This is a genomic window from Chryseobacterium sp. CY350 (assembly GCF_027945075.1).
GTDB lineage: Bacteria > Bacteroidota > Bacteroidia > Flavobacteriales > Weeksellaceae > Chryseobacterium.
On sequence record NZ_CP116034.1, the window covers coordinates 870,049 to 891,688 of the forward strand.

A 21,640-nucleotide genomic window follows, 5' to 3' on the forward strand; every position below is an offset into this window, starting at 1 on the left:
GTCTGATGTAATTGTTTTGATTAGTATTGAAAGAATGGTATAAAATCTTAGTCTAAATATTTTGTTAAAATTGCTATGGATTGCGGTTTCCTGGAAAATATTTAACCAAGAGAACTTTCAATATACGTATTTAACTGATATAACCAGGTAGATAGACTCTCTCCCACTCTATACAGATATAGGTGGCGATTTACTTCTGAAAGATATATTAAGTCTTTTTAAACTGTAAAATCGCCAAAATTTTTACTTAGAATAATTTGTTAACAATCTTATCTCGAGGTTTACTTTAAGTCTAAAGACGAAGGATACGAGTTCAAATTGTTTGCGACAGTAATTTGGAGTTATCAACAAATAATACTTAAGCAGTTGATCTACAGTCAGTTTTACAGTTTACTTTTGTATATTCATTTTCGTTTTGTTTATTTACATTTGTATTTTGCAATTGTAAACATTATTTTTACATTTGTAACAATATTTAAAAGCTTATTTTATGAGTTTAAATGAAAGAATTTCAAAGGTTATCGAGTATTCACAATTAAGTTCTTCAGAATTTGCAGATGAAATTGATGTGCAAAGATCATCGATTTCGCACATTACTTCGGGACGGAATAAACCTTCCCTCGAATTTATTATAAAGATAAAATCAAGATTTCCTGAAATTTTGTGGGATTGGTTGGTGAATGGCGAAGGTGAAATGTTAAAATCTGATTTGCCGGAAACAGATACTATAAATGCTGAAGAAAATTCAGAGGAGAAAACAAAACCAACATCACTTCCCGATTTATTCACAATGATGAATGATGATGGAGATTTTGGAAGCGATGAAAAAAATATAGAAGAAATTCCGGTGTTGCGAGAATCTGTTATTTCGAATCAGAGTAAAGCTGAAGAAAAAATATCCGATTCTCAGCGATTAGCAAAATCAAATGAAGAAATTATCAGTCAAGTTATTGAAAACCAAACAAATAAAATAAAACGAATCGTATTGTTCTACGAAAACGGAAAATTTGAAAGTTTTGAACCATAAAATAAAAAATCTGACCATTTCTGATCAGACTTTAATTTATTTTAAAAAAATTATTTTCTTCGTCTATCAAGTTCTTTTTTGATCAAACCTAATTCTCTTCCGGTTTGTCCGGCCACAGAAGTATTTTCTCTTGCTCTTCTCGTTAGATACGGCACAACATCTTTTACGGGTCCGTATGGTAGATATTTAGCTACATTATATCCTTTATCCGACAAATAAAAACTAATGTTATCGCTCATCCCATAAAGCTGTCCAAAGTAGATGTGAGGATTATCATTTTCCAAACCTTTCGCTTTCATCTTGTCCATGACCAACTCAGATGAAACTTCATTATGGGTTCCGAAGAACGCAGAAACTTTATCCAGATGATTCAATACGAAATCAATTCCTGCATTATAATTTTTATCTGAAGCGTCTTTATTTGGCTGAATAGGATCAGCGTAGCCTTTTTCTGTAGCTCTGGCTCTTTCTTTTTCCATGTAAGCACCTCGAACGATCTTGTAACCGATAAAATAGTTGCGTTCTCTTGCTTTCAGAAGGTTTTCTTCCATGTATTCAAGACGGTGAGTTCTGTACATCTGAATGGTATTCCATACTATTGGTTTTTCCTGGTTGTACTTTTCCATCATCTTTTCGCAAAGACTGTCTGCAGCGTCCTGCATCCAGGATTCTTCGGCGTCAATCATCACTTTTTTATCATGCTCATGACAAAGTTTACAGACTTCATCAAATCTTTTCACGACTCTCGCCCATTCTTCTTGTTGGCTTGAGGTAAGTTCTGCATTTTTCCCGACAGCTTCGTATAAATCGATTCTTCCGAAAGCGGTAGGCTTAAATACAATAAAGGGAATTGCAGGATTTCCTACTGAAAATTTAATGATATCTTTAATTTCCTGACAGACAGCATCAAAAGTCTCTTCATCTTCTTTTCCTTCTATCGAGTAATCGAAAATACTTCCTACACCTCTTTTGAAAAGCTGCTTCACCGCTTTCATGCTTTCTTCACGGGTTTCACCACCAACAAACTGCTCAAAAAGAGTGCTTTTTACAATTCCGTTGACGAACGGGAAGTTATTGTGAACTGTGAAATTAAGCAGAGAAGTTCCGATATTAGTCAAAGCAGGCTGTTCAATCATTTTAAACATCCAGTACGCTTTTCTTAACTGTGCATCTGTTTTATCAGCAAACGCAACTTTGGTATCGTTAAAAATGGGCATTCTTTATTAGATTTAGATTTTGGCAAATGTAAGAATAACCGTCGCGTTATTAAAATATATTTTCTACAATTTACCTTCGATTCCGTTGAGCAACATTGCAATAATGCCGACAAAAACCCAAAACCGTAATGTGTTGATTGTGAAAAACTTACTCTTTTTAGAATAATTTAAAATAAAATAAATACATAAAATCATCACAAACAATCCTGCAGAAAAGTAGTAAGACATGAATCCTGAAATCCCCGTTTTTGCAATCAGCTTCATGGAAACTGCCATTGTAAGAATAATCAGAAAAATAATGACTAATTTTGCCGTTTTATCTTTGAAGGAATTTGGAATTGTTTTGTATCCAAAAATTTTATCTGCGCTTTTCGTAAGTGTATCTTTTACAATATCTATACATAGGAGCATGAGAAATAAAAAAATGGCCATCAAGAGAACTTTTTTAGAGAAAGTTTCATAATAAACCATCATTCCGAAGAAAGGATATAATGTAAGACTTACAAACGTAAGATTATTTAAAATTAAAACCCGACTCAATTTATGACTGTAAAACCACATAAAGAACTGGTAAACAATGAAAAAGATTAAAACTCTGTAAGAAATAAAACTCGCAACACCCAAAGAAATTACCGTAAGAGCAAGATAAGCATAAAGGAAATATTTCTGTTTCAAAAAGCTCTGGATCCGTGTTCTGAAAGGTTTAACAACAAAGTCTTTTTCAAAATCATAAAACTGGTTGATAATTCCTCCGGCAAGTATTGAGAGAACTGTACAGAAAATTATACCATGAACTTTAAAATCGAAAACAAATTTTCGGAAAGTTTCGTCCTGATTAAAGAGGAAAAATGTAGAAACATATAAGGCAAAAGTGAGCAAAAGTGCCACAAAAAATCTTGCGCCTATCAAAAAACCGACAAATTGTGAGAGTCTGTAATATAAAGATTTGGAAACAAAATTCTTTTCCTGGAAACTTTCTTTTTCAGAATTCATTTCTGAAATATTAAAACCTATAGATCACTTCTTTATGAAAACCATCGAGCATTTTTTCGGCTTTTTCGTAATCTTTAGTAAAACCTAAGATATATCCGCCACCGCCGCTTCCGCAGAGTTTAAGATAATAAGCATTAGAATCAAGACCTTTTTTCCAAATGTTAAAAATACTTTCAGGAATCATAGGACGGAAATGTTCGTATGCCCAATGGGAAAGCTTTTTCAGATTTCTAAAGAAAGGATTCATATCTTTTTTCAGGAAAGAATCAATGCAGGCATTGTTGTATCGAATAAATTCTTCTTTCAAAGTCTTACGGAAACCTTCGGTCTTCATTTTTTCAAAGAAAATCTGAATCATCGGTCCGGTTTCTCCTGTAATTCCAGAATCGATAAGGAAAATTGCTCCTTTTCCTTCTTCACCTTTTGGCATGGCAACTTTACCTAGATTTTCTTTGTTTTCGATAAGAATAGGAAGATTCATGTAGCAAATTAAAGGATCCATTCCTGAACTTTTACCATGAAAATAGCTTTCCATTTCACCAAAAATAGCTTTGATATTTTTCAGATCGTTTCTGGAAATATTTTCAGGATCATGTTTTGTGAAACAGTATTTTTCGAAAATAGCTGCTACCAATGCTCCGGAACTTCCCACTCCATATCCTTGTGGAATGTTTGAATCAAAGAAAAGTCCTTTAGAAATATCTTCTTTAAATCTTGAAACGTCTAAAGAAAAGTTTTCCGGTAAATTTAAATTAACTAGGAAATCTGAATATTTCTGCAAATGTTGATTAGATTTTTTCTCAAATTCAGATTCAGAATCAGAGAATTTCAATGTGCCTTTATAGAAACTGTAAGGAACTACAAGACCCTGAGAATCTTCTATCATTCCATATTCTCCGAAAAGAATAATTTTAGCGTAAAATAAAGGGTTTGTCATTGATAATAAATCTTTTTGCAAAGTTAATGCATTCTGCTCAATATTAACAAATTTTAAGCCATTTACAAGGTGTCTCTGTTTTTAATCATGTTTACTTTCAGAAAACGTATCAATACCAATCCTGCAGCGAAGAAAACAGTCATAGAAAGAGCAGCATAACGCATATTATTAAACTGATCAATAAGTGTTGCGAAGATGAATGTACCTACAATGATCGCCAATTTTTCCAGTACATCATAGAAACTGAAGTAGGTTGTGTTCTCCATAGAATTTTCCGGAAGAAGTTTTGAGTATGTAGATCTCGACATCGCCTGAAGACCGCCCATTACCAAACCTACAACTGCAGCTACACCATAAAACTGATACTCTACATTAGGATTTTCTTTATTCAGAAAATAAGCCCAGATACAGGCAACGATCCATAATACGATTGCAATTGAAATAACGTTTTTATTCCCTATTTTTCTTGAAAGTCTTGAGAATAAAATAGCTCCGATAATCGCTTCTATCTGGATGATTAATAGTGTGCCGATCAGCTTATCCTGTGCAAGGTTGATTTCGCTTTTTCCAAATAATGTTGCCATCAGGAATATAGTCTGCATGCCTACACTGTAAAAGAAAAAACTTGACAAGAAATATTTTAGATTTTTATCTTTAAACAATTCATTCCCCACTTTGAAAAGTTCGTTGAAGCTTTCCTTGGCAACGTCTTTATAGAAGCTTATATTGTCTTTCAGAACTCCAAAGAAACCACCTTGCTCTTCGTGTCTTTTAAAGATATTTTTATAATTTAATAAAACAAGATCTTTCGGAAGCTTTTCTTTAACGTCCCCAAACTGAGGCAAATGTTTGAAAGTATATTGTGAGAAACCGAACCACCAAGCTCCGGTTAAGAGAAAAGTAATTCTTGTAAAAATCAGTTTCTGCTCTTCTCCTTTTGCTAAAAACATAATTAAAACCAGACAAAGAACCACCAAAACTACAGAACCTATATATCCATAAACATATCCTTTTGCAGAAAGCGCATCCTGTTTGTCTCTCGTCGCAATATCCGGAAGAAATGAATTATAAAATACGAGACTTCCCCAGAAACCGACACTGGCGGTAATGCTGAAAAGCAGTCCCAGAAAAACATTGTGCATACCGGTAAACATTGCCAATCCCATACAAGAGGTAGCACCAAGGTAACAGAAAAACTGTAAAAAAGATTTCTTATTCCCTATCGTATCTGCTAACGACGATAAAAATGGTGATAGCAACACGACGATGAAAAATGATATTGTGAGCGAATATCCGTAGACCGCATCCGGCTGATATTCTTTTCCGAAAATTCTGATGAGATGCCTTACGGGTACATCAATATATTTCCCGGTTGCCGCAACATATTCTTTCTGCTCAAATTTTGTAGTGATGATAGAATAATAGATGGGAAATATGGTAGACGTGATTACCAGAGAATACACCGAGTTTGCCCAGTCGTACACTGCCCAGGCTTTCATGATCTTCGGATTGTTCTTGATATTATTTGTGGTTTGAATTTCTGTTTCAGACATTTTCAATCGAATTAGTTGCACAAAAATAGAAAAACCGCTGAATGTTCGGTCGTTTTTTGTTTTTTATTTTTACTATTTAGCTAAGAATTAATAATGAGAATTATTTTTCATTCCAAATTTTCATTTTACAACAGGTCTGGTTATAAGATAAATCGGCCACAGTTTCGGGTTTTCTCCGTCGGAACTTCCGACGAGCATTCCTAATTCGGGTTTGCCCTGTCGGAAGTTCCGAAAGCTTCCCCTGGTTTTGGTTCTCTCCGTCGGAACTTCCGACAGCCTTTCCTAAAGTGGATTCATGTCGTCGGAAGTTCCGACGGCGTCCCCGGAAGTGGATTCGGGTCGTCGGAACTTCCGACGGTCTTATCCTTTTTGGGTTTCGATTGTCGGGACTTCCGCTGGAGGGTATTTTTATCGACCTCCAAATTTTTATTTAATATTATAAAGTTTATTGAGAGATTAGTACGTGATAAATTGATTAAAACCTTCTTTATAGAGATAGCATCATTTTTTTAGATTTGATTTAAACAAAAAAAAGCCAAAAACACGGATGCTTTTGGCTTTTAAATTTATTGTAAGTGGTTCTATTTATTTAAAAAATCTTTAAATCTACGATTCGTCACAAGTTTAAAAATAATTAACAGAATTCCTAAACATTGGATAACAGTACCTATCGTCAAGCAAATATTACCATTAATGGCCCTAAGTGAAATATGGGTAATTTTCAGCCAGGCTCCGAATAAATTGATTAAGAAACCTGCTAAAAAAATCATGATGGCATATTTTGCTTTCATACGATCTTACATATTTTCGATAACAATAGCCGAAGCTCCACCACCACCGTTACAGATAGCTGCAGCACCGTATTTACCGTTATTTTGCTTCAAAACGTTAATCAAAGTAACAATAATTCTAGAACCTGAACTTCCCAGCGGATGTCCCAAAGCTACCGCTCCACCATTTACGTTTACTTTAGCAGCATCCAATCCTAAGATTTTATTGTTTGCCAAACCAACGACAGAAAACGCTTCATTAAACTCGAAGAAATCAATATCAGTAAGTTCTAATCCCGCCTTTTTAAGAGCAATCGGTAGAGCTTTTGAAGGTGCCGTTGTAAAGTTTTCCGGCTCCTGAGCAGCATCAGCATAAGATATTATCTTTGCTAAAGGTTTCAACCCTAATTCTTCCATTTTCTCTTTAGAAACCAGAATTAAAGCAGAAGCACCGTCATTTAAAGTTGATGCATTGGCTGCAGTAACGGTTCCGTCTTCTTTTTTGAAAACTGTAGGAAGTGTAGGAAGTCTGTCAAAATTAACAGCTTTGTACTCTTCGTCTTCAGCAAATATAATTGGGTCTCCTTTTCTCTGAGGAATTGATACAGGAACTACTTCTTCAGCGAATTTCCCTTCGCTCCATGCATTTGCAGATCTTTTGTAAGATTGTGTTGCAAAATTATCCTGATCTTCTCTTGAAAAACCATAGTCTGCCGCACACTTTTCTGCGCAAACTCCCATGTGAACTTTATTGTAAACGTCTGTAAGACCGTCTAAAACCATTCCGTCCTGCATTTTTACATCACCTAATTTGGTAGCGTTTCTTGCATTATAATAATGAGGAACTGCAGACATATTTTCCATACCTCCTGCAACGATAACGTCTGCATCACCCGCTTTGATCGCCTGTGCAGCCATTGTCACCGCTTTCATTCCTGAAGCGCAAACTTTATTGATTGTAGTAGACGGAGTTTCATTTGAAAGTCCCGCGCCTAATGCCACCTGACGTGCCGGAGCCTGCCCTTCACCAGCCTGTAAAACGTTACCCATATAAATTTCCTGAACGTTTTTAGGATCAAGATTAATTTTGTCTAAGGCTCCTTTTACTGCCGTTGCTCCCAATTTTGTAGCAGGAACTGTAGATAAGCTTCCCATAAAACTCCCGATCGGTGTTCTTACTGCGGAAACAATGAATACTTCTTTCATTTTATATATTTATTTAATTTTTAATTACTCTATTTTTTCGAGGACAATTTCCTCCTTTTTATTATAGTTTATAGTTTCTATTTTGATAAACTGATGATCTGTTTCCAGAACTTTATAGGTAACGACGTCACCAATTCTCATAGGATATTTCCCGTCTGTTTTTGCAGTGACTGTTGCTTTGTACATGCAATTATCAAGAAAGTCAATTTTATATTTGATATAATCTTTATTGTTGTTAAAATATTCTCTCTGCGAATCTTTTTTAATCACAATGTTCCACTTTTTGGCAGATTCACCTTCTTTTATGAATTTTCCTTCTTTTATAAGATTACATTTTGTGGGCGAATCGGGTAACAAAAAATGTTCCTGAGCTTTCATTTTAGAAGAACAAAAAATAAAGATTAGTATTAGAAATGCCGCTTTCATATTTTTTTCTTCGTTGCAAATAACATAATTGCTGCTCCCAAAAATTCAATTGCCCAACCCCATTTTAGCTTCACCGTTGCGGCTAAAGTTTCTGTCCATGATTTGAATGGCAGAAAACTGAAATAACTGAAAGCCTGATATTTTGTAGCGAAAATGGTGAACAGAAATAATAGAATCAATAATACAGCAAATGTTTTAACGATTTTCGGACTGTTGTTCAAAATTCCGAATAAGGCGATCCCCGAGAAAAGCCAGCACGCGACTGCTAAATAATGATCTACTTGCCAGTAATTCCAGTTACCGATGATAGGAACATGAACAAGTGGCAGGAAACTTCCTACAACCACCAAAATCAATCCGACTAACTGTATATTTTTCATGTTTTTATCTCGTTCTTAGAATGCCAAAATACAAAAAAAAACACACTTATTCAAGGTGTGTTTTAAAATTAAATAATTGAAGATTAGCAAATACTATTAATAAATTATTTAATGAAGAATTAATTATAATTTAATGAAAATTAATTTTTTATAAACAATTAAAAATTTAGATATAATAATTCTAAACCAATTTGAAAACCATATTTGTTGTTTATTTTCACATTATCACCAAAAAATGGTGTGAAATCTTTTTTAACAAAAACATTAAGCGCGCCAAAACCTACCGATATTTTTCCTCCAAATAAAAAGTCATTTACCATATCCGGAATGTTTTCGCGGTCTACAACCCTATGATTGTCAGCATTTTTATAAATAATCTGATTTTGGGTTAAAACTCGCAAACCGCCATACACGCCTGCTGTTACCCTGAAGTTACCTTTGGTATTATCCAGCATTTTTTCACCGTTTTCTACCGTATATTTAGGATTCAGAACAAATACAAAGTCTAACGGCGCTACAATGTAATGATTTGTAAATCGCGATTTTTTCAAATGACCCAGAGTAAAATCCGTAAGAGAAATTTCATTATTATTAAAATCAGCTATCTGAGAATTTTTTGGGACAAATGTGTCGCCTCTGTATCCAAAACCGAATCGATAAAATACGGGTGAAGTTAACGATCCCAACTGTCTTGTAAATCTGAACTCTGTAACAGCGGATACTGATTTGCCAAATCTCATTTGAGAAGACTCACCTCCCAAAGCGAATGACGACGCCGATTTTGTAAGATCGATGTAACCAAAAGCAATATTTACGTCAAATGTTTTTAATATTTCTTTTTTTGTACGTTTAGAATCTTTAAAACTTATCAATGCATTATTCTGTGCAAATCCTATTTGGTCAGTAGATTTGTCTTTGCCAAGAACCGAATTTTTCACAATTTCTTTCGTTGCGTCTTCAAGATCAGATTTCTCATTATCCACTTTTTCATTGATAATTTCTTCATATTTCAAAGCCACTTCTTTTTTTTGTTTTTGCTTTTCGTCAGAAGATATTTTGTTGTTTTTAAAACTTTCTTCTAAAGCATCAAGCTCAACATTCATTTTAGATTTTTCGGAAACGATGATGCTGTCAATTTTTTTTGAATAGTTTCTCATTCTGGCGTCAGTGTAAGAATTTTCCTGAGCATTTGCATAAGACATTGCTGTAATGGCAGCGAATAAGGCAATTTTTGTTTTCATATTCAGTAATTATTTTTAGACATTATTTTACTTCTGCATACAATTGTTGCAGTTTTTTCACTTCAAAAACTTTATTTGTTATCTGGGATCTACGTACACACTCACTCCCAAAACAGTAACATTGTGAAAATTAGGAAGAACTTTGTCAAGATGTATAACGCCAAATTTTTTCTTCTCCACATTGGCATTTTCACGGGATCTATCCAGCTCTCTCCCAAGTAGTAAATCGTTTGCACTCACATAACTGATCTTTTTTGTTTCGGAAATTACAGGATTGCTCTTTTCAATAATTTCAGGATGTTCACTTTGATTTTCAGGTTGATTAATAACAATTATCGGTTGTGTTTGTTCTGAAATTTGGGATTTAATAAGTTCTTTTTGAGGTTTAAAATCTTTTTTAATAATCGGTTTATTTTTTGTTGCAGTTTCAGTGATCATTTTCGGAGCTGTTTTTTCGATTAAATTCTCCTCGTGAACCATTATTTGAGCAGGATTTTCAATTTTAATCAATTCTTTCTCTAAATTCTTTTTTACAAGATGATCTGTTTTCTCTGTGTTAGAATCTCCTGTAAAGTAGATCACTGTGCCGAAAGAAATTAGCAGTAAGACAATCGCCGCATATTTCAACCAGCCAAAAGATGAAGAGGATTTAACTGAAAGTTCAGATCCTTTCTCCAAAGCCGAATCTAATTGATCCCAAAGATCCGCAGAAGGCTTTATTTGAAGCTCCTCGTAATCAGATTTTAATTGTTTTATGTTTTTTTTCATTTTCCTTAGATTTTAAATAATCAGCGATCCATTTTTTAGCTTTATTCAGTTGACTTTTGCTTGTGCCTTCCGAAATCGTAAGAATTTCGGCAATTTCCTGATGTTTTTTTTCTTCGAAAATGTAGAGATTAAAGATCAGTCTGTAGCCTTCAGGCATTTTAGAAAATATTTCTTCAATATTAATGTCAATCAGCTCTTCATCGAAGTCTTCATCAGAAATATGATCTACGATTTCTATGTCTGCATAAAGAATATTTCTATTTTTCCTGAAAAAAGTAATGGAATCGTTCACCACAATTTTCCTCAGCCAAAAGGGAAAACTCTTCCACTCCTTGCAATCTGCGATTTTATTAAAACACTTTAGAAAAGAGTTTAATATGATATCTTCAGCATCATGAATGTTATTGGTATAAGAATTTGCAATCGCCAGCATTTTAGCTGAAAACAAATCGTAAAGAGCTTTCTGGGCTCTCCGATCCTGTTTTTTGGCAAGTTTAAAATTCTCTTCTAAATTCTTCATGTATCAGTTTCTATCTATAAGACGGTAAAAATTTGAAATGGTTGCCCTAAAATAAAAAAAAATTGCACTTTTTTTCAAAAGTGCAATAATATAGTTGAAGAAAGAAAATTATTGTGCGAAAGAATACCTTGGTCCGCCAGACTGGAAAACAGCTAACATCCTGCTTTTCTGATCATTTGAAAACATATACATTGCTCTGTCATCTACATAATCCATATAGTTCATAGTCATTTCTACAGGATTTCCGGCGCAAGTGCTGTAATGCGGATACGCAGGCGCACCATAATTTGCAGTATTGTGTGAAGGTGTATCAGCAACAAGATCGTTTCCGCATGTGGTATCTCCCCAAATATGACGTAGATTCATCCAGTGACCAATTTCGTGTGTGGCAGTTCGCCCTAAGTTAAACGGATAAACAGCAGTTCCTGTACTTCCAAAATATTTAGAATCGATAACAACACCGTCGGTTGCGCTAGATCCTCCGGGAAACTGTGCATATCCTAAAGTACCATTACCGATTGTACAAACCCAAAGATTAAGTTTTGTGGTTGCCGATATAGGATTTAAACCTCCTTGATTACTTTTTTTCATTGCGTCTCTTGTTCCCCAAGACGTCTTATTTGTTGATTTTCTTACGACCTGATCTAATACGAAGCGAATACCAACATTTGCTTTAACAGTAGAAAATGCTGCTGGAACATTATTGAAATCGCTATTTGTAGCATTAAAATCTTTATTTAAAATATCAATTTGCGATTGTATCTGAGTTTGAGAAATATTTTCTGCAGTCGTTTTATAAAGTACATTTACAACAACTGGGATCTCAATGACACCATTCACAAGCCTTGACTGAAAGTTTTCGCTTATTTTTGATTGGGTGAAATTTTCTATTTGCATCATTCTCGCCTTTAGCTGAGGATCATTTGCCATCTGTTCCTTTAAAACTTCATCAGAAGCGCAGCCACGATGTGCAACAGAATTGGAAATTTGATTTTCTTCTGATAAGTTTTCTCTTTTCTCATCCGACTCGCAGCTGATCAAAAATGCACTTGCTATTCCTAGCATAAAAATTGTTTTTCTCATATTATATTTTTATTTAAATGTTTAAAAAGCTATGTAATTCTTAATAAAATCACATTTCTTTAACAAATATAAAAATAAAACACACAAAAAAAACTTTTTATGTGTTAAAAATAAATATTTTATTACAATTCCTATTAAATCAAGGAAAATTCTTCATTAAAATAAGATTTTAACTTATTTATGGAACTTAGAGATCAATGATTGATGCTTGAAAGTTCATTAGGATCGTGTTTATGTTTAAAAAAGATAGCAAATAGAATGGTTATGATCAAGGCATAACCTGCAAAGATCAGCCAGATCTCATGCCACATTTTATCGCCATTTTCGAGGGTAAAGAAATTTGAGATAATCCATCCGCTGCCGAAGCTTCCCGCAATTGCTCCAAAACCGTTGGTCATCATCATGAAGAGACCTTGTGCTGAAGAACGTATTTTATAATCTGTAGTCGTTTCAACAAATAGCGAACCTGAAACATTGAAGAAATCGAATGCCATACCGTAAACGATACAGGAAAGTATGATTAAACCAAGTCCAAACCCGTAAGGATCGCCATAAGCAAAGAATGCAAAACGTAAAACCCAGGCAAACATCGAAATAAGCATCACATTTTTGATTCCGAATCTTTTTAAGAAGAAAGGAATTGCCAGAATAAATGCAGTCTCAGAAAATTGTGAGATCGACATAATTAAAGTAGATCTCTTTACTACAAAACTATCTGCATAAGCGGGATTTTTACCAAAATCTGACAGAAAAACATCACCATACATATTCGTTAATTGCAATGCAGCACCCAAAAACATTGAGAAAATAAAAAATAAAGCTAGTTTATAGTTGCCAAAAAGTCTAAAAGCATTTAAACCTAATTTCTCAGATAATGATGCATCTTTGGGAATTAAACTCTGTGGTTTGCAAGCCGGCAAAGTGAATGAATAAATAGCCAAAATTACGGCAAAAGCTGCTGCAATATAAAACTGATTTGCTGAGGCTTTGTTACCCGTTAAATTCGTGATCCACATGGCAGCTATAAAGCCTAGAGTTCCCCAAACACGTATTGGCGGGAAAACCTTAACCACGTCAAAATTATTATTCTTTAAAACATAATAAGCGATAGAATTTGAAAGCGAAATTGTAGGCATGTAGAAAAGCATTGCCACCAACATCACCCAAAAGAATGTTGTTGGATTATCCACCTGGGGCAAATAAAGCAATGTAATAGCGTATCCCAAATGTAGAATTCCGTACAGCTTTTCGGCGTTCATCCATCGGTCGGCAATGATTCCTGTAACGGCCGGCATGATGATGGAAGCGATTCCTAATGTCATGAAAACAATCCCAAATTGTTCTCCGCCCCACTGCATGGTACCAAACCAATAATTGGCAAAGGTGATAAGCCAGGCTCCCCAGACAAAAAACTGCAGAAAGCTTAGTATGGTCAATCGTAATTTTAAATTCATTATGTATTTATAAAATCTTAATCAATTTTCTTTTTTCTTCTTTTGATCTCTTCCTGAATCTCAAGAGCGGTATCAAAATCTTCTTCTTTTACTGCGTCATCCAGCAACTTTTGAAGTTCTTCCATAGAAATATTTTTCAGGCTATCTTCATCCTGAATAGTTTCAGAAAAAACATCATCCTCTTTGGCTGTTTCTTCTAATTCAAGAAGAATTCCTGCTTCGTTCAATACTTGCTGAGTTGTGAAAATAGGAGCATCGAATCTTACCGCCATTGCAACGGCATCAGAAGTACGCGCATCTAAAATCAGCTCTTCTTCGTTAAGTTTATTTTTAAAATTGATATTTGAAAAGAAAACTCCGTCAACGATCTGATAAATGATCACAGAAACCAATTCAAACTGTGCAGAAACTATAAATTTTGTAAATAAATCGTGAGTAAGCGGTCGCGGCGGATGAATGTCTTTTTCAAGGCCTAATGAGATGGATTGTGCCTCGAAATTTCCTATAACAACAGGTAATTTAATGTGTGTTTCTTCATGTTCCAATAACAAAGCGTACGCTCCCGATTGAGTCTGGCTGTACGATATTCCGCGAATGATTAGCTGTTTATAATCCATGACTACAAATATAAATTAATTTTTTATTGTAGGTTTTACTTTTTAGACAAAAATAAAAGCCCGGAAGCCGAGCTTTTATTGTATATATTTTAATTGTGAATACTCAAATGTCAATTCACTTCGTTGTCAATTTTAAAAAAATCACTATTGACTTGCGAAGCAAAATTCACAATTGCCTATCCTTTAATTGCTTTTATTTTTTCTGTTAAAGCAGGAAGAATCTGGAAAGCATCTCCTACAACACCATAATCAGCTGATTTGAAGAATGGAGCTTCAGCATCACTGTTGATTACAACAATAGTTTTAGAAGAGTTGACTCCAGCCAAATGCTGAATTGCCCCCGAAATACCGATTGCGATATATAAATTTGGCGAAATTGCTTTCCCAGTTTGTCCAACGTGTTCTGTGTGAGGTCTCCATCCGATGTCAGAAACTGGTTTTGAACAAGCGGTAGCAGCGCCCAAAACGTTTGCTAAATCTTCTACCATTCCCCAGTTTTCAGGGCCCTTCATTCCTCTACCGGCAGAAACTACCACTTCAGCTTCTTTTAGGTCTAATTTACCCGAACTCTGCTCGTGAGAAATCACTTTTGTATCTTCATTGGCCACTGAAAGATTTTTAACTTCTTCGGAACCAGAAACTGCATTTTCTTTCACACCAAAAGCATTCTGAGAAACTGTAACAATTACTCCGCTTCCTTCAGCTTTTGCGTGCATAAAACCTTTTCCTGAAAATGCTCTTCTTTTAACCTGAAATGGAGACTGGCTTTCCGGAGCTTCCAAAACGTTTGTAATTAAAGAAAAATTCTTCATTACCGCCAACATTGGTGCAACAGAAGATGCATCTGTAGTATGAGGAAAAACGATTGTATTTCCATCTAAAACTTCACTTACCGCCTGCGCATAAGCTTTTGCTGAGAAATTCTTAAGACCTTCGTCTTTGATATTGATAACGTTTGTTGCTCCATATTTATACAATAAATCTGAAGAATCTGTAGGGTTCACAGAGATTGCAGTAACGGTTTCACCCGCTTGATCTGCTACTGCTTTTGCATAAGAAACTGCTTCAAAAGCTGCTTTTTTGTAAACTCCGTTTATATTTTCTGCGTATACGAATACTGCCATTGTTTTAAAATTAAATGATTAAGAAATTTAATGGTTAAAAGATTAGATAACTTTAGCTTCCTCGTGAAGTAATCTTACCAATTCATCTAAATTATCCGGAGAAACCATCTTCACTGCTGCTCTCGGAGGAACAGAATCGTAAGAAACTCCCTGAACTTTCACTTCTGAAGACGTAGGCTCTACAACCTGCAAAGGCTTTGTTCTTGCAGACATAATCCCTCTCATGTTTGGAATGATTAAATCTTTCTCATCCACTAAACCTTTTTGTCCAGCAAATACCGCCGGAAGTTTTACTGAAATTGTCTCTTTGCCACCTTCTATTTCTCTAACAGCAGTAGCTTCGTTGCCATTAATATCTAAACCTACCGATGCATTTACGAAAGGCTGACTTAGTAACTGAGCTACCATTCCCGGTACAGAACCACCATTATAATCAATAGATTCTTTGCCACAAAGAACCAAATCGTAACCTCCGTTTTGAGCAACAGAAGCAATTTCTTTTGCTGTAGAATAACTGTCTTTGGGATCTAGATTTACTCTCACCGCATCATTTGCGCCAATGGCCAAAGCTTTTCTTATCACAGGCTCTGTCGTAGCATCACCAACATTCAATACTGTTACAGTTGCTCCCTGAGATTCCTGTAACTTGATTGCTTTTGTTAAAGCAAATTCATCAAGAGGATTAATCACCCACTGAATTCCGTTTTTGTCGAATGCAGATTTGTCTGCAGTAAAGTTAATTTTAGAAGTAGTATCAGGAACACTACTAATGCAAACTAATATTTTCATATGTTGTTTTAATTATTTATTTAAAATATGCTTTTCAATTTACTTTGATAACAAATTCTTCCGCTTACAATATCTATAAAAATGATAGAAACAAATTTTGTTTGTTAAGTTTTGTAAATATAATTAAAAAATATATTATGCATGCATAATACTTATTTAATTATTATTCAGCGCATTATAAGTTTCTAACTCTTTGGTTTTGTTGCTCTAAACTCTATTTTGCTTGGTAGAACACGAGGATTCATTTTTAAAATATCTAAGACTAAGTTCCCCATATCTTCAGGCTGTATTTTCCAATTATCTTTTTCTGAAGGTTCGTTTCCGTTAAAATGAGTTGCTACAGAACCGGGCATAATGACCGTAGATTTAATATTGTATTTTCTCAAATCAATCATTGCAGCTTGAGCAAAACCTACCACACCAAATTTTGACGCATTGTAGCCAGTTCCGTTCTCAAAGAAGTTGGCTCCTGCCAAGCTTGAAATAGTGATATAATATCCTTCACTCTTTTTCAATTCTCCAACTGACGCTTTTAACGTATGGAAAACCCCTGTAAGATTGGTCTCTATCATAGAATTCCACTCTGCAGAAGTTAATTCGTCGACTGGTTTGAAAATTCCTAATCCTGCGTTAGCAATTACAAAATCTAACTTCCCAAATTTATTTACAATACTTTGAACTGCTTTTTCTTCGTTATCTAAATTTCTCACATCCGACACAATCCCTAAAACCTGTGCAGAATACTTTTGCAATTCTTTTTCCGCTTCAACAACGTCTTCTTCTTTTCTACCAGAAAATGCCACTGAAATTCCATTTTCCAGTAATGTTTTAGCAATTCCGAATCCAATACCTTTTGTCCCTCCTGTAATGTACGCTACTTTATTTTCTATCATATTTTTAAATTTATTCTCTAAAATAACAAAAACGCCCCAATTGGAGCGTTTTAATTTATTAAGATCTATAAGTTCTTATTTTTTGATGAATTTTTCTGTTGAAATACCATCTTTAGTTTCAACGTTGATTAAATAAGTTCCAGCAGAAAGACCTGAAACATCAACTTTATTAACATCTAATTTTACATTTACTTTTCTACCTGTCATATCAGAAACAGATACTGCATTGATTTTTGAATCTGTCTTGATGTTTAAGATTTCTGAAGTTGGATTTGGGTAAATTGAGATACTTCTTTTATTAATTTCAACAGTTTTCACATCATTTATTGACAAAGTACCTGAATTTCCAAACTGAGAAATTATATTATCAACTCCTGCCGTATTACTAGAGGTATTGCCTGTTAAAGTAAGGTTTTGGATGTATATGTCTTTTGCAATCATTCCCGAAATCTGATCAGGATCGGTTGAAACAGAAGTTCCGCCACCAGGCCAAGACCATGACATAGCTCCATTAGTCTTATTATATGTAAAAGTTACAGAAACCCAAGTATTTACCGGGAAAACAGGTGCACTTGCATCAGCTAAAATTAAATATAGAGTAGGAACTCCACTAGCATTATTGAAAGTTCCTAATCCATTCAACTTCTTCGTTGTGAAATTGTATGTCAAACCTCCAAGAACTGATGCTGTAGTACTCGTTGAGCTGGTGTTTCCAACTACCGCAAACCTAAATTCACCTGCACCACTTGAAGATCCTGTATAAATTTCCGCACTTGCTTGTATAATATTATTTGAAGCAGTAGCTGTTATAGCAGGTTGTCTTGCAGCAGTTCTATTATTTGGATTTGAAGCAGCAGCATAACCGTTACCACTAGTAGTAGTCAACGATAAACCATGTGCTGCATCAATAGAAACTACTTGATAATCAACAGCAGTACCTCCTCCTGTTAACCATGAGTTTTGACTTCCTAAATTACCTGCTGTCAATGAATTAAAATTTTCGTTGATTAGAATCTGAACCTGCCCAAACATCATCATTGTTGCAGAAGTCAACAATAAAGAAGATAGAATTTTTTTCATAAAATTAATTTTAAATTATTTAATGTAAATATAATAAAGTTTAGCAAACTGAATTAAAAAATATTGTTAAAATATAAAAAATCCTCAAGAAAAACTTCCTGAGGACTTATTATCGTTATTTAGAATAATTTTCGAAGAATAGAGGTATACTTTCAATTCCTTTGTAAAAGTTGAATAAGCCGTAATGCTCATTAGGTGAGTGAATTGCATCCGAATCTAATCCAAAGCCCATTAATACAGATTTTGCATCCAAAACCTTCTCAAACATAGATGTGATAGGAATACTTCCACCGCTTCTATACGGAAGAACTTCTTTACCGAAAGCTGTTTCCATTGCTTTTTTAGCGGCTAAAAATTCTTTTGTATCGCTTGGTAAAACATAAGGCATTCCTCCATGATGAGGAGTTACTTTTACTTTTACATTGCTAGGAGCTATTTTTTCAAAATACTTTGTAAATTTTTCTGTAATTTCTTCCGGAGTCTGATAAGGAACCAAACGCATAGAAATTTTCGCAGAAGCCTTCGAAGGAATTACCGTTTTTGCTCCTTCTCCAGTGTAACCGCCCCAAATTCCGTTACAGTCTAATGTTGGGCGAATAGATGTTCTCTCAAGCGTTGTGTAACCTTCTTCACCTTCAACGCCCCTTAAACCAATTGATTTTTTAAATTCTTCAGGATTATCTTTCAGCTTATTCATTTCAGCTCTTTCTTCGTCCGAAACATCTTCGACGTTATCATAAAATCCATCAATGGTGATTTGTCCGTCTTCATCAATCAATTTTGCAATCATTCTGGAAAGTACGTGAATAGGATTCGGAACTGCCCCGCCATAAAGACCTGAATGCAAATCTCTGTTAGGACCTTCCACTTCTACTTCTACATAACTTAAACCTCTTAGACCTGTCGTTACAGTAGGTTGTTCATTACTGTAAATATGAGTATCTGAAATTAAAATACAGTCACAAGACAATTTTTCTTTAAACTCATTAACAAAATCACCTAAGCTCACAGATCCCACTTCTTCTTCACCTTCAAAAATAAATTTAATATTACAAGGAAGAGAATCTGTTTTCATCATCGCTTCAAAAGCCTTGATCTGCATAAAAAACTGACCTTTATCATCCGCTGAACCTCTAGCAAAAATTGCTCCTTCAGGGTGAAGTTCCGTTTTCTCAATATAAGGTTCGAAAGGTGGTTTTCTCCACAATTCTAAAGGATCTGGCGGCTGAACGTCGTAATGACCGTATACTAAAATTGTTGGTAAACTATTATCAATGATTTTTTCTCCGAAAACGATAGGGTAACCTTTGGTCTGGCAAACTTCTACATTGTCTGCTCTTGCATTTTTAAGATGTTCTGCAACTTTATCAGCGCAAAGGAGTACTTCATTTTTATAAGCCGGATCTGCTGATATTGAAGCAATTCTCAGTAATTCAAATAATTCATCTACAAAACGAAGTTTGTTTTCGTTGATGTAATTTAATGTCTCTTGCATGTAATTTAATTTGGATAAATTTAAAAAAATTGAACAGCTTCAACAAACAAAACACCTGTTTTATCTCGAAAAAGCTCTGAAACAAAAAATCCCGCCAAAGAGCAGGATCATAATATTTTTCTTAAAACTATTAGTGTTGTTCAGCGGAAGGTTTTTCTAAGCCTGAAGTTGTAACCTCAGGAGATTTCTGAGTATTTGTACTGTCAGATTTAGGAGTTTCAGCCTTATGCTCTTCATGCAAAACATCCGTATGCTTTTCTGCAAGATCTTCTTCTTTTCCGCTTGTTTGCTCATCATCAGAATATCTTTCTACACCTTCTTCAAGTTTTAGGGTATTTTTATTACCTCCTGCCTGAATTTTTTTACAGCTTACTGCAACCGAAGCAATTGCCAAACATATAATTAGTTTTTTCATTTCTAAATTTTTGATTGCCCAAAAGTAAGAAATATTGCATTTTTTGGCAACATTTTTATACTGATTTTAAGATTATTTTACCTTTTTTGGACTGAGTAAAAATTAGATAATCATTTCCTCCGTCTTTCAAGCCATATTTTTTCTTAATTTCCTCAGGTTTCAGAGGATAATTTTTAGAAATTATATTAAACTGGCTTTTCTTTTTAATCTCCTTACCATCAATCACTTCCATCTCAAAAACTCTACCCGGAAAATTATTTATCTTGTTTTCTGAAGTATAAATATGAGTATTTGGATGGAGTTTTTTCAGATTAAATTTTTTTGAAATTAAATTGAAAATCCCTGCTTTCAAAATTGTATTATTAGGAATATAAATGAATTTTTCAGGTTCCGAAAATTCCGAATGGGCATTTTCTTCGCTACCGAACTCGAAAATAAGGTCAGATTCTTCACTTTCCAGATTAATACAGTGACATTTAATATGTTGAGAATTTTCTTTTGATAAAAAAACAACGACTTCTTTCACATCATTTTTAACCGCAATAATATCAATTCTAGCAACATTTTTTAAAACAGAGGTAAGATATTTCAAATCAATAAGCGGAGACAACTTCACCACAACTTGCTTGGATAATGAAAGCAGTTTATCCTGAATGTCGAGAATGTTGGGCGACAGATGTTCTAATAGGAAAACTTTGTTTCTGTTAAGATCTCTACGCGCAGGATCAAGATAGATCACATCAAAATTTTCGGTATTTTCATTTAAAAAATCTTCTAGTTTTTGATTGATAAACCTTGCTTTTTTATGTAAAACATTCCAATTATGCTCTACTAAATTTAAAAGTTCAGTATTTTGCTCAACCAAAGTAACATCTTCGAAATTTTTTGAAAGATAAAAGGCGTCAATCCCAAAACCACTGGTAAGGTCAATGAATTTCTTTCCTTTTAAAATATTAGATTTATAAAAAGCTGTTTTATCCGATGAAGACTGCTCTAAACTAAGTTGTGGCGGAAAAACGATTCCATCTTTCAATAAAAAAGGAAATTTTTTCTGTGCCACCTGTTTTCCTTTAATTTGCTGAACAATTTCCTGAATTGAAACATCGGTAAAAGGCGATTTTTTCAACAACAAAGAATGCATATCTGAATTTAGATTGGCAGCAATATATTTCTGAACATCTCTATGGAGAACTGGAATTTCCAAATAATTATCTTTTATAAAAAATATAATCCGTTAAAATCGGTTGAATTCCCTTTTGTTTTAATAGCGAGTTAATTTGTCCGCGGTGATAGGTAGAATGGTTGATTGCCTGAAAAAGCATTTCAAAAACAGTATTTTCAAATCTTTCACCTCTCGAATTCTGATATTCTATTTTTTCATCTAAATCCGAATTTTCAACAATTAAAATACTCTTTTGGAGATTGTGCTTGTTTATTTCTTCTAATTTTTCAATCGGATAAATTTGCCAGACTTCAAAAGATTTTTCGTTTAAAATTCGTGAGTTCCAAACTTGTTGAGCGCTTAAAGTATGATTGATCAAACTGATTGTTTTCTCTTCTACTTCAGAAATTTTTTCAGAAATAACTTCTATTATTTTGCTGTTATAATGATACGTATATTCGAATAGATCAATTAGTTTTTCCTTCATTCC

At 34.2% G+C, this 21,640-nt stretch carries 22 protein-coding genes; 1 reads left to right on the forward strand and 21 read right to left on the reverse strand.

The features are described from left to right. Positions 1–490: 490 nt before the first annotated feature. Positions 491–1,027, forward strand: coding sequence for a helix-turn-helix transcriptional regulator (locus tag PGH12_RS03955; RefSeq protein WP_267599205.1), 537 nt, complete (start codon positions 491–493; stop codon positions 1,025–1,027). A 50-nt stretch (positions 1,028–1,077) separates the two neighbouring features. On the opposite strand, the gene PGH12_RS03960 is transcribed toward PGH12_RS03955, so the two are convergent. The 21 genes from PGH12_RS03960 to PGH12_RS04060 all read right to left on the reverse strand — a co-directional run bounded on the left by PGH12_RS03960 (position 1,078) and on the right by PGH12_RS04060 (position 21,637). Then, the gene (locus tag PGH12_RS03960) at positions 1,078–2,244 is read right to left on the reverse strand and encodes a proline dehydrogenase family protein (protein ID WP_267599206.1); all 1,167 of its coding nucleotides are present in this window, start codon (positions 2,242–2,244) and stop codon (positions 1,078–1,080) included. Positions 2,245–2,307: 63 nt separating this feature from the next. Beyond that, on the reverse strand, positions 2,308–3,237 hold the full coding sequence (locus tag PGH12_RS03965; RefSeq protein WP_267599207.1) for a UbiA family prenyltransferase: 930 nt from the start codon (positions 3,235–3,237) through the stop codon (positions 2,308–2,310). A gap of 10 nt (positions 3,238–3,247) precedes the next feature. Beyond that, the gene (locus PGH12_RS03970; protein WP_267599208.1) at positions 3,248–4,174 is read right to left on the reverse strand and encodes a mevalonate kinase family protein; all 927 of its coding nucleotides are present in this window, start codon (positions 4,172–4,174) and stop codon (positions 3,248–3,250) included. 62 nt (positions 4,175–4,236) lie between these two features. After that, a complete protein-coding gene (locus PGH12_RS03975) occupies positions 4,237–5,727 on the reverse strand; it encodes an MFS transporter (protein WP_267599209.1) in 1,491 nt (496 codons plus the stop codon). 797 nt (positions 5,728–6,524) lie between these two features. Next, a complete protein-coding gene (locus PGH12_RS03980) occupies positions 6,525–7,703 on the reverse strand; it encodes an acetyl-CoA C-acyltransferase (protein ID WP_267599210.1) in 1,179 nt (392 codons plus the stop codon). A 24-nt stretch (positions 7,704–7,727) separates the two neighbouring features. Continuing rightward, positions 7,728–8,081: a hypothetical protein gene (locus tag PGH12_RS03985; protein ID WP_267599211.1), complete on the reverse strand. Its 354-nt coding sequence runs from the start codon at positions 8,079–8,081 to the stop codon at positions 7,728–7,730. Between the two features lie 44 nt (positions 8,082–8,125). Then, positions 8,126–8,509 (reverse strand): hypothetical protein, encoded by a 384-nt coding sequence (locus PGH12_RS03990; protein WP_267599212.1) that lies wholly within the window; start codon positions 8,507–8,509, stop codon positions 8,126–8,128. A gap of 158 nt (positions 8,510–8,667) precedes the next feature. Next, a complete protein-coding gene (locus PGH12_RS03995; RefSeq protein WP_267599213.1) occupies positions 8,668–9,750 on the reverse strand; it encodes a hypothetical protein in 1,083 nt (360 codons plus the stop codon). A 78-nt stretch (positions 9,751–9,828) separates the two neighbouring features. Continuing rightward, entirely contained in the window at positions 9,829–10,518 is a 690-nt protein-coding gene (locus PGH12_RS04000; RefSeq protein ID WP_267599214.1) for a hypothetical protein, read from the reverse strand. Then, positions 10,487–11,038 (reverse strand): RNA polymerase sigma factor, encoded by a 552-nt coding sequence (locus tag PGH12_RS04005; protein ID WP_267599215.1) that lies wholly within the window; start codon positions 11,036–11,038, stop codon positions 10,487–10,489. Before PGH12_RS04005 ends, PGH12_RS04000 begins: the two co-directional genes overlap by 32 nt. Before the next feature lie 108 nt (positions 11,039–11,146). Continuing rightward, positions 11,147–12,121, reverse strand: a complete 975-nt coding sequence (locus tag PGH12_RS04010) for a zinc metalloprotease (RefSeq protein ID WP_267599216.1) — start codon at positions 12,119–12,121, stop codon at positions 11,147–11,149. A 194-nt stretch (positions 12,122–12,315) separates the two neighbouring features. After that, a complete protein-coding gene (locus PGH12_RS04015; RefSeq protein ID WP_267599217.1) occupies positions 12,316–13,575 on the reverse strand; it encodes a nucleoside permease in 1,260 nt (419 codons plus the stop codon). 17 nt (positions 13,576–13,592) lie between these two features. Beyond that, complete coding sequence (locus tag PGH12_RS04020; RefSeq protein ID WP_267599218.1) at positions 13,593–14,192, reverse strand: bifunctional nuclease family protein; 600 nt, start codon at positions 14,190–14,192, stop codon at positions 13,593–13,595. 176 nt (positions 14,193–14,368) lie between these two features. Beyond that, complete coding sequence (locus PGH12_RS04025) at positions 14,369–15,316, reverse strand: electron transfer flavoprotein subunit alpha/FixB family protein (protein WP_267599219.1); 948 nt, start codon at positions 15,314–15,316, stop codon at positions 14,369–14,371. Between the two features lie 42 nt (positions 15,317–15,358). Next, positions 15,359–16,105: an electron transfer flavoprotein subunit beta/FixA family protein gene (locus tag PGH12_RS04030; protein WP_267599220.1), complete on the reverse strand. Its 747-nt coding sequence runs from the start codon at positions 16,103–16,105 to the stop codon at positions 15,359–15,361. Between the two features lie 185 nt (positions 16,106–16,290). Next, positions 16,291–16,998 (reverse strand): SDR family oxidoreductase, encoded by a 708-nt coding sequence (locus tag PGH12_RS04035; protein ID WP_267599221.1) that lies wholly within the window; start codon positions 16,996–16,998, stop codon positions 16,291–16,293. A 75-nt stretch (positions 16,999–17,073) separates the two neighbouring features. Beyond that, the gene (locus tag PGH12_RS04040; RefSeq protein ID WP_267599222.1) at positions 17,074–18,078 is read right to left on the reverse strand and encodes a T9SS type A sorting domain-containing protein; all 1,005 of its coding nucleotides are present in this window, start codon (positions 18,076–18,078) and stop codon (positions 17,074–17,076) included. Positions 18,079–18,193: 115 nt separating this feature from the next. Continuing rightward, entirely contained in the window at positions 18,194–19,573 is a 1,380-nt protein-coding gene (locus PGH12_RS04045; protein WP_267599223.1) for a dipeptidase, read from the reverse strand. A 130-nt stretch (positions 19,574–19,703) separates the two neighbouring features. Then, a complete protein-coding gene (locus PGH12_RS04050; protein WP_267599224.1) occupies positions 19,704–19,988 on the reverse strand; it encodes a hypothetical protein in 285 nt (94 codons plus the stop codon). 55 nt (positions 19,989–20,043) lie between these two features. Further along, on the reverse strand, positions 20,044–21,129 hold the full coding sequence (locus PGH12_RS04055) for a class I SAM-dependent methyltransferase (protein WP_420710320.1): 1,086 nt from the start codon (positions 21,127–21,129) through the stop codon (positions 20,044–20,046). Between the two features lie 67 nt (positions 21,130–21,196). Beyond that, a complete protein-coding gene (locus PGH12_RS04060) occupies positions 21,197–21,637 on the reverse strand; it encodes a DinB family protein (RefSeq protein WP_267599225.1) in 441 nt (146 codons plus the stop codon). Positions 21,638–21,640 lie beyond the last annotated feature (3 nt).

What these genes read in the sequence shown, in the direction of transcription:
- PGH12_RS03955 (WP_267599205.1), top strand. Translation starts at nt 491, where the DNA reads ATGAGTTTAAATGAAAGAATTTCAAAGGTTATCGAGTATTCACAATTA.
- PGH12_RS03960 (WP_267599206.1), bottom strand. Translation starts at nt 2,244, where the DNA reads ATGCCCATTTTTAACGATACCAAAGTTGCGTTTGCTGATAAAACAGAT.
- PGH12_RS03965 (WP_267599207.1), bottom strand. Translation starts at nt 3,237, where the DNA reads ATGAATTCTGAAAAAGAAAGTTTCCAGGAAAAGAATTTTGTTTCCAAA.
- PGH12_RS03970 (WP_267599208.1), bottom strand. Translation starts at nt 4,174, where the DNA reads ATGACAAACCCTTTATTTTACGCTAAAATTATTCTTTTCGGAGAATAT.
- PGH12_RS03975 (WP_267599209.1), bottom strand. Translation starts at nt 5,727, where the DNA reads ATGTCTGAAACAGAAATTCAAACCACAAATAATATCAAGAACAATCCG.
- PGH12_RS03980 (WP_267599210.1), bottom strand. Translation starts at nt 7,703, where the DNA reads ATGAAAGAAGTATTCATTGTTTCCGCAGTAAGAACACCGATCGGGAGT.
- PGH12_RS03985 (WP_267599211.1), bottom strand. Translation starts at nt 8,081, where the DNA reads ATGAAAGCTCAGGAACATTTTTTGTTACCCGATTCGCCCACAAAATGT.
- PGH12_RS03990 (WP_267599212.1), bottom strand. Translation starts at nt 8,509, where the DNA reads ATGAAAAATATACAGTTAGTCGGATTGATTTTGGTGGTTGTAGGAAGT.
- PGH12_RS03995 (WP_267599213.1), bottom strand. Translation starts at nt 9,750, where the DNA reads ATGAAAACAAAAATTGCCTTATTCGCTGCCATTACAGCAATGTCTTAT.
- PGH12_RS04000 (WP_267599214.1), bottom strand. Translation starts at nt 10,518, where the DNA reads ATGAAAAAAAACATAAAACAATTAAAATCTGATTACGAGGAGCTTCAA.
- PGH12_RS04005 (WP_267599215.1), bottom strand. Translation starts at nt 11,038, where the DNA reads ATGAAGAATTTAGAAGAGAATTTTAAACTTGCCAAAAAACAGGATCGG.
- PGH12_RS04010 (WP_267599216.1), bottom strand. Translation starts at nt 12,121, where the DNA reads ATGAGAAAAACAATTTTTATGCTAGGAATAGCAAGTGCATTTTTGATC.
- PGH12_RS04015 (WP_267599217.1), bottom strand. Translation starts at nt 13,575, where the DNA reads ATGAATTTAAAATTACGATTGACCATACTAAGCTTTCTGCAGTTTTTT.
- PGH12_RS04020 (WP_267599218.1), bottom strand. Translation starts at nt 14,192, where the DNA reads ATGGATTATAAACAGCTAATCATTCGCGGAATATCGTACAGCCAGACT.
- PGH12_RS04025 (WP_267599219.1), bottom strand. Translation starts at nt 15,316, where the DNA reads ATGGCAGTATTCGTATACGCAGAAAATATAAACGGAGTTTACAAAAAA.
- PGH12_RS04030 (WP_267599220.1), bottom strand. Translation starts at nt 16,105, where the DNA reads ATGAAAATATTAGTTTGCATTAGTAGTGTTCCTGATACTACTTCTAAA.
- PGH12_RS04035 (WP_267599221.1), bottom strand. Translation starts at nt 16,998, where the DNA reads ATGATAGAAAATAAAGTAGCGTACATTACAGGAGGGACAAAAGGTATT.
- PGH12_RS04040 (WP_267599222.1), bottom strand. Translation starts at nt 18,078, where the DNA reads ATGAAAAAAATTCTATCTTCTTTATTGTTGACTTCTGCAACAATGATG.
- PGH12_RS04045 (WP_267599223.1), bottom strand. Translation starts at nt 19,573, where the DNA reads ATGCAAGAGACATTAAATTACATCAACGAAAACAAACTTCGTTTTGTA.
- PGH12_RS04050 (WP_267599224.1), bottom strand. Translation starts at nt 19,988, where the DNA reads ATGAAAAAACTAATTATATGTTTGGCAATTGCTTCGGTTGCAGTAAGC.
- PGH12_RS04055 (WP_420710320.1), bottom strand. Translation starts at nt 21,129, where the DNA reads ATGCATTCTTTGTTGTTGAAAAAATCGCCTTTTACCGATGTTTCAATT.
- PGH12_RS04060 (WP_267599225.1), bottom strand. Translation starts at nt 21,637, where the DNA reads ATGAAGGAAAAACTAATTGATCTATTCGAATATACGTATCATTATAAC.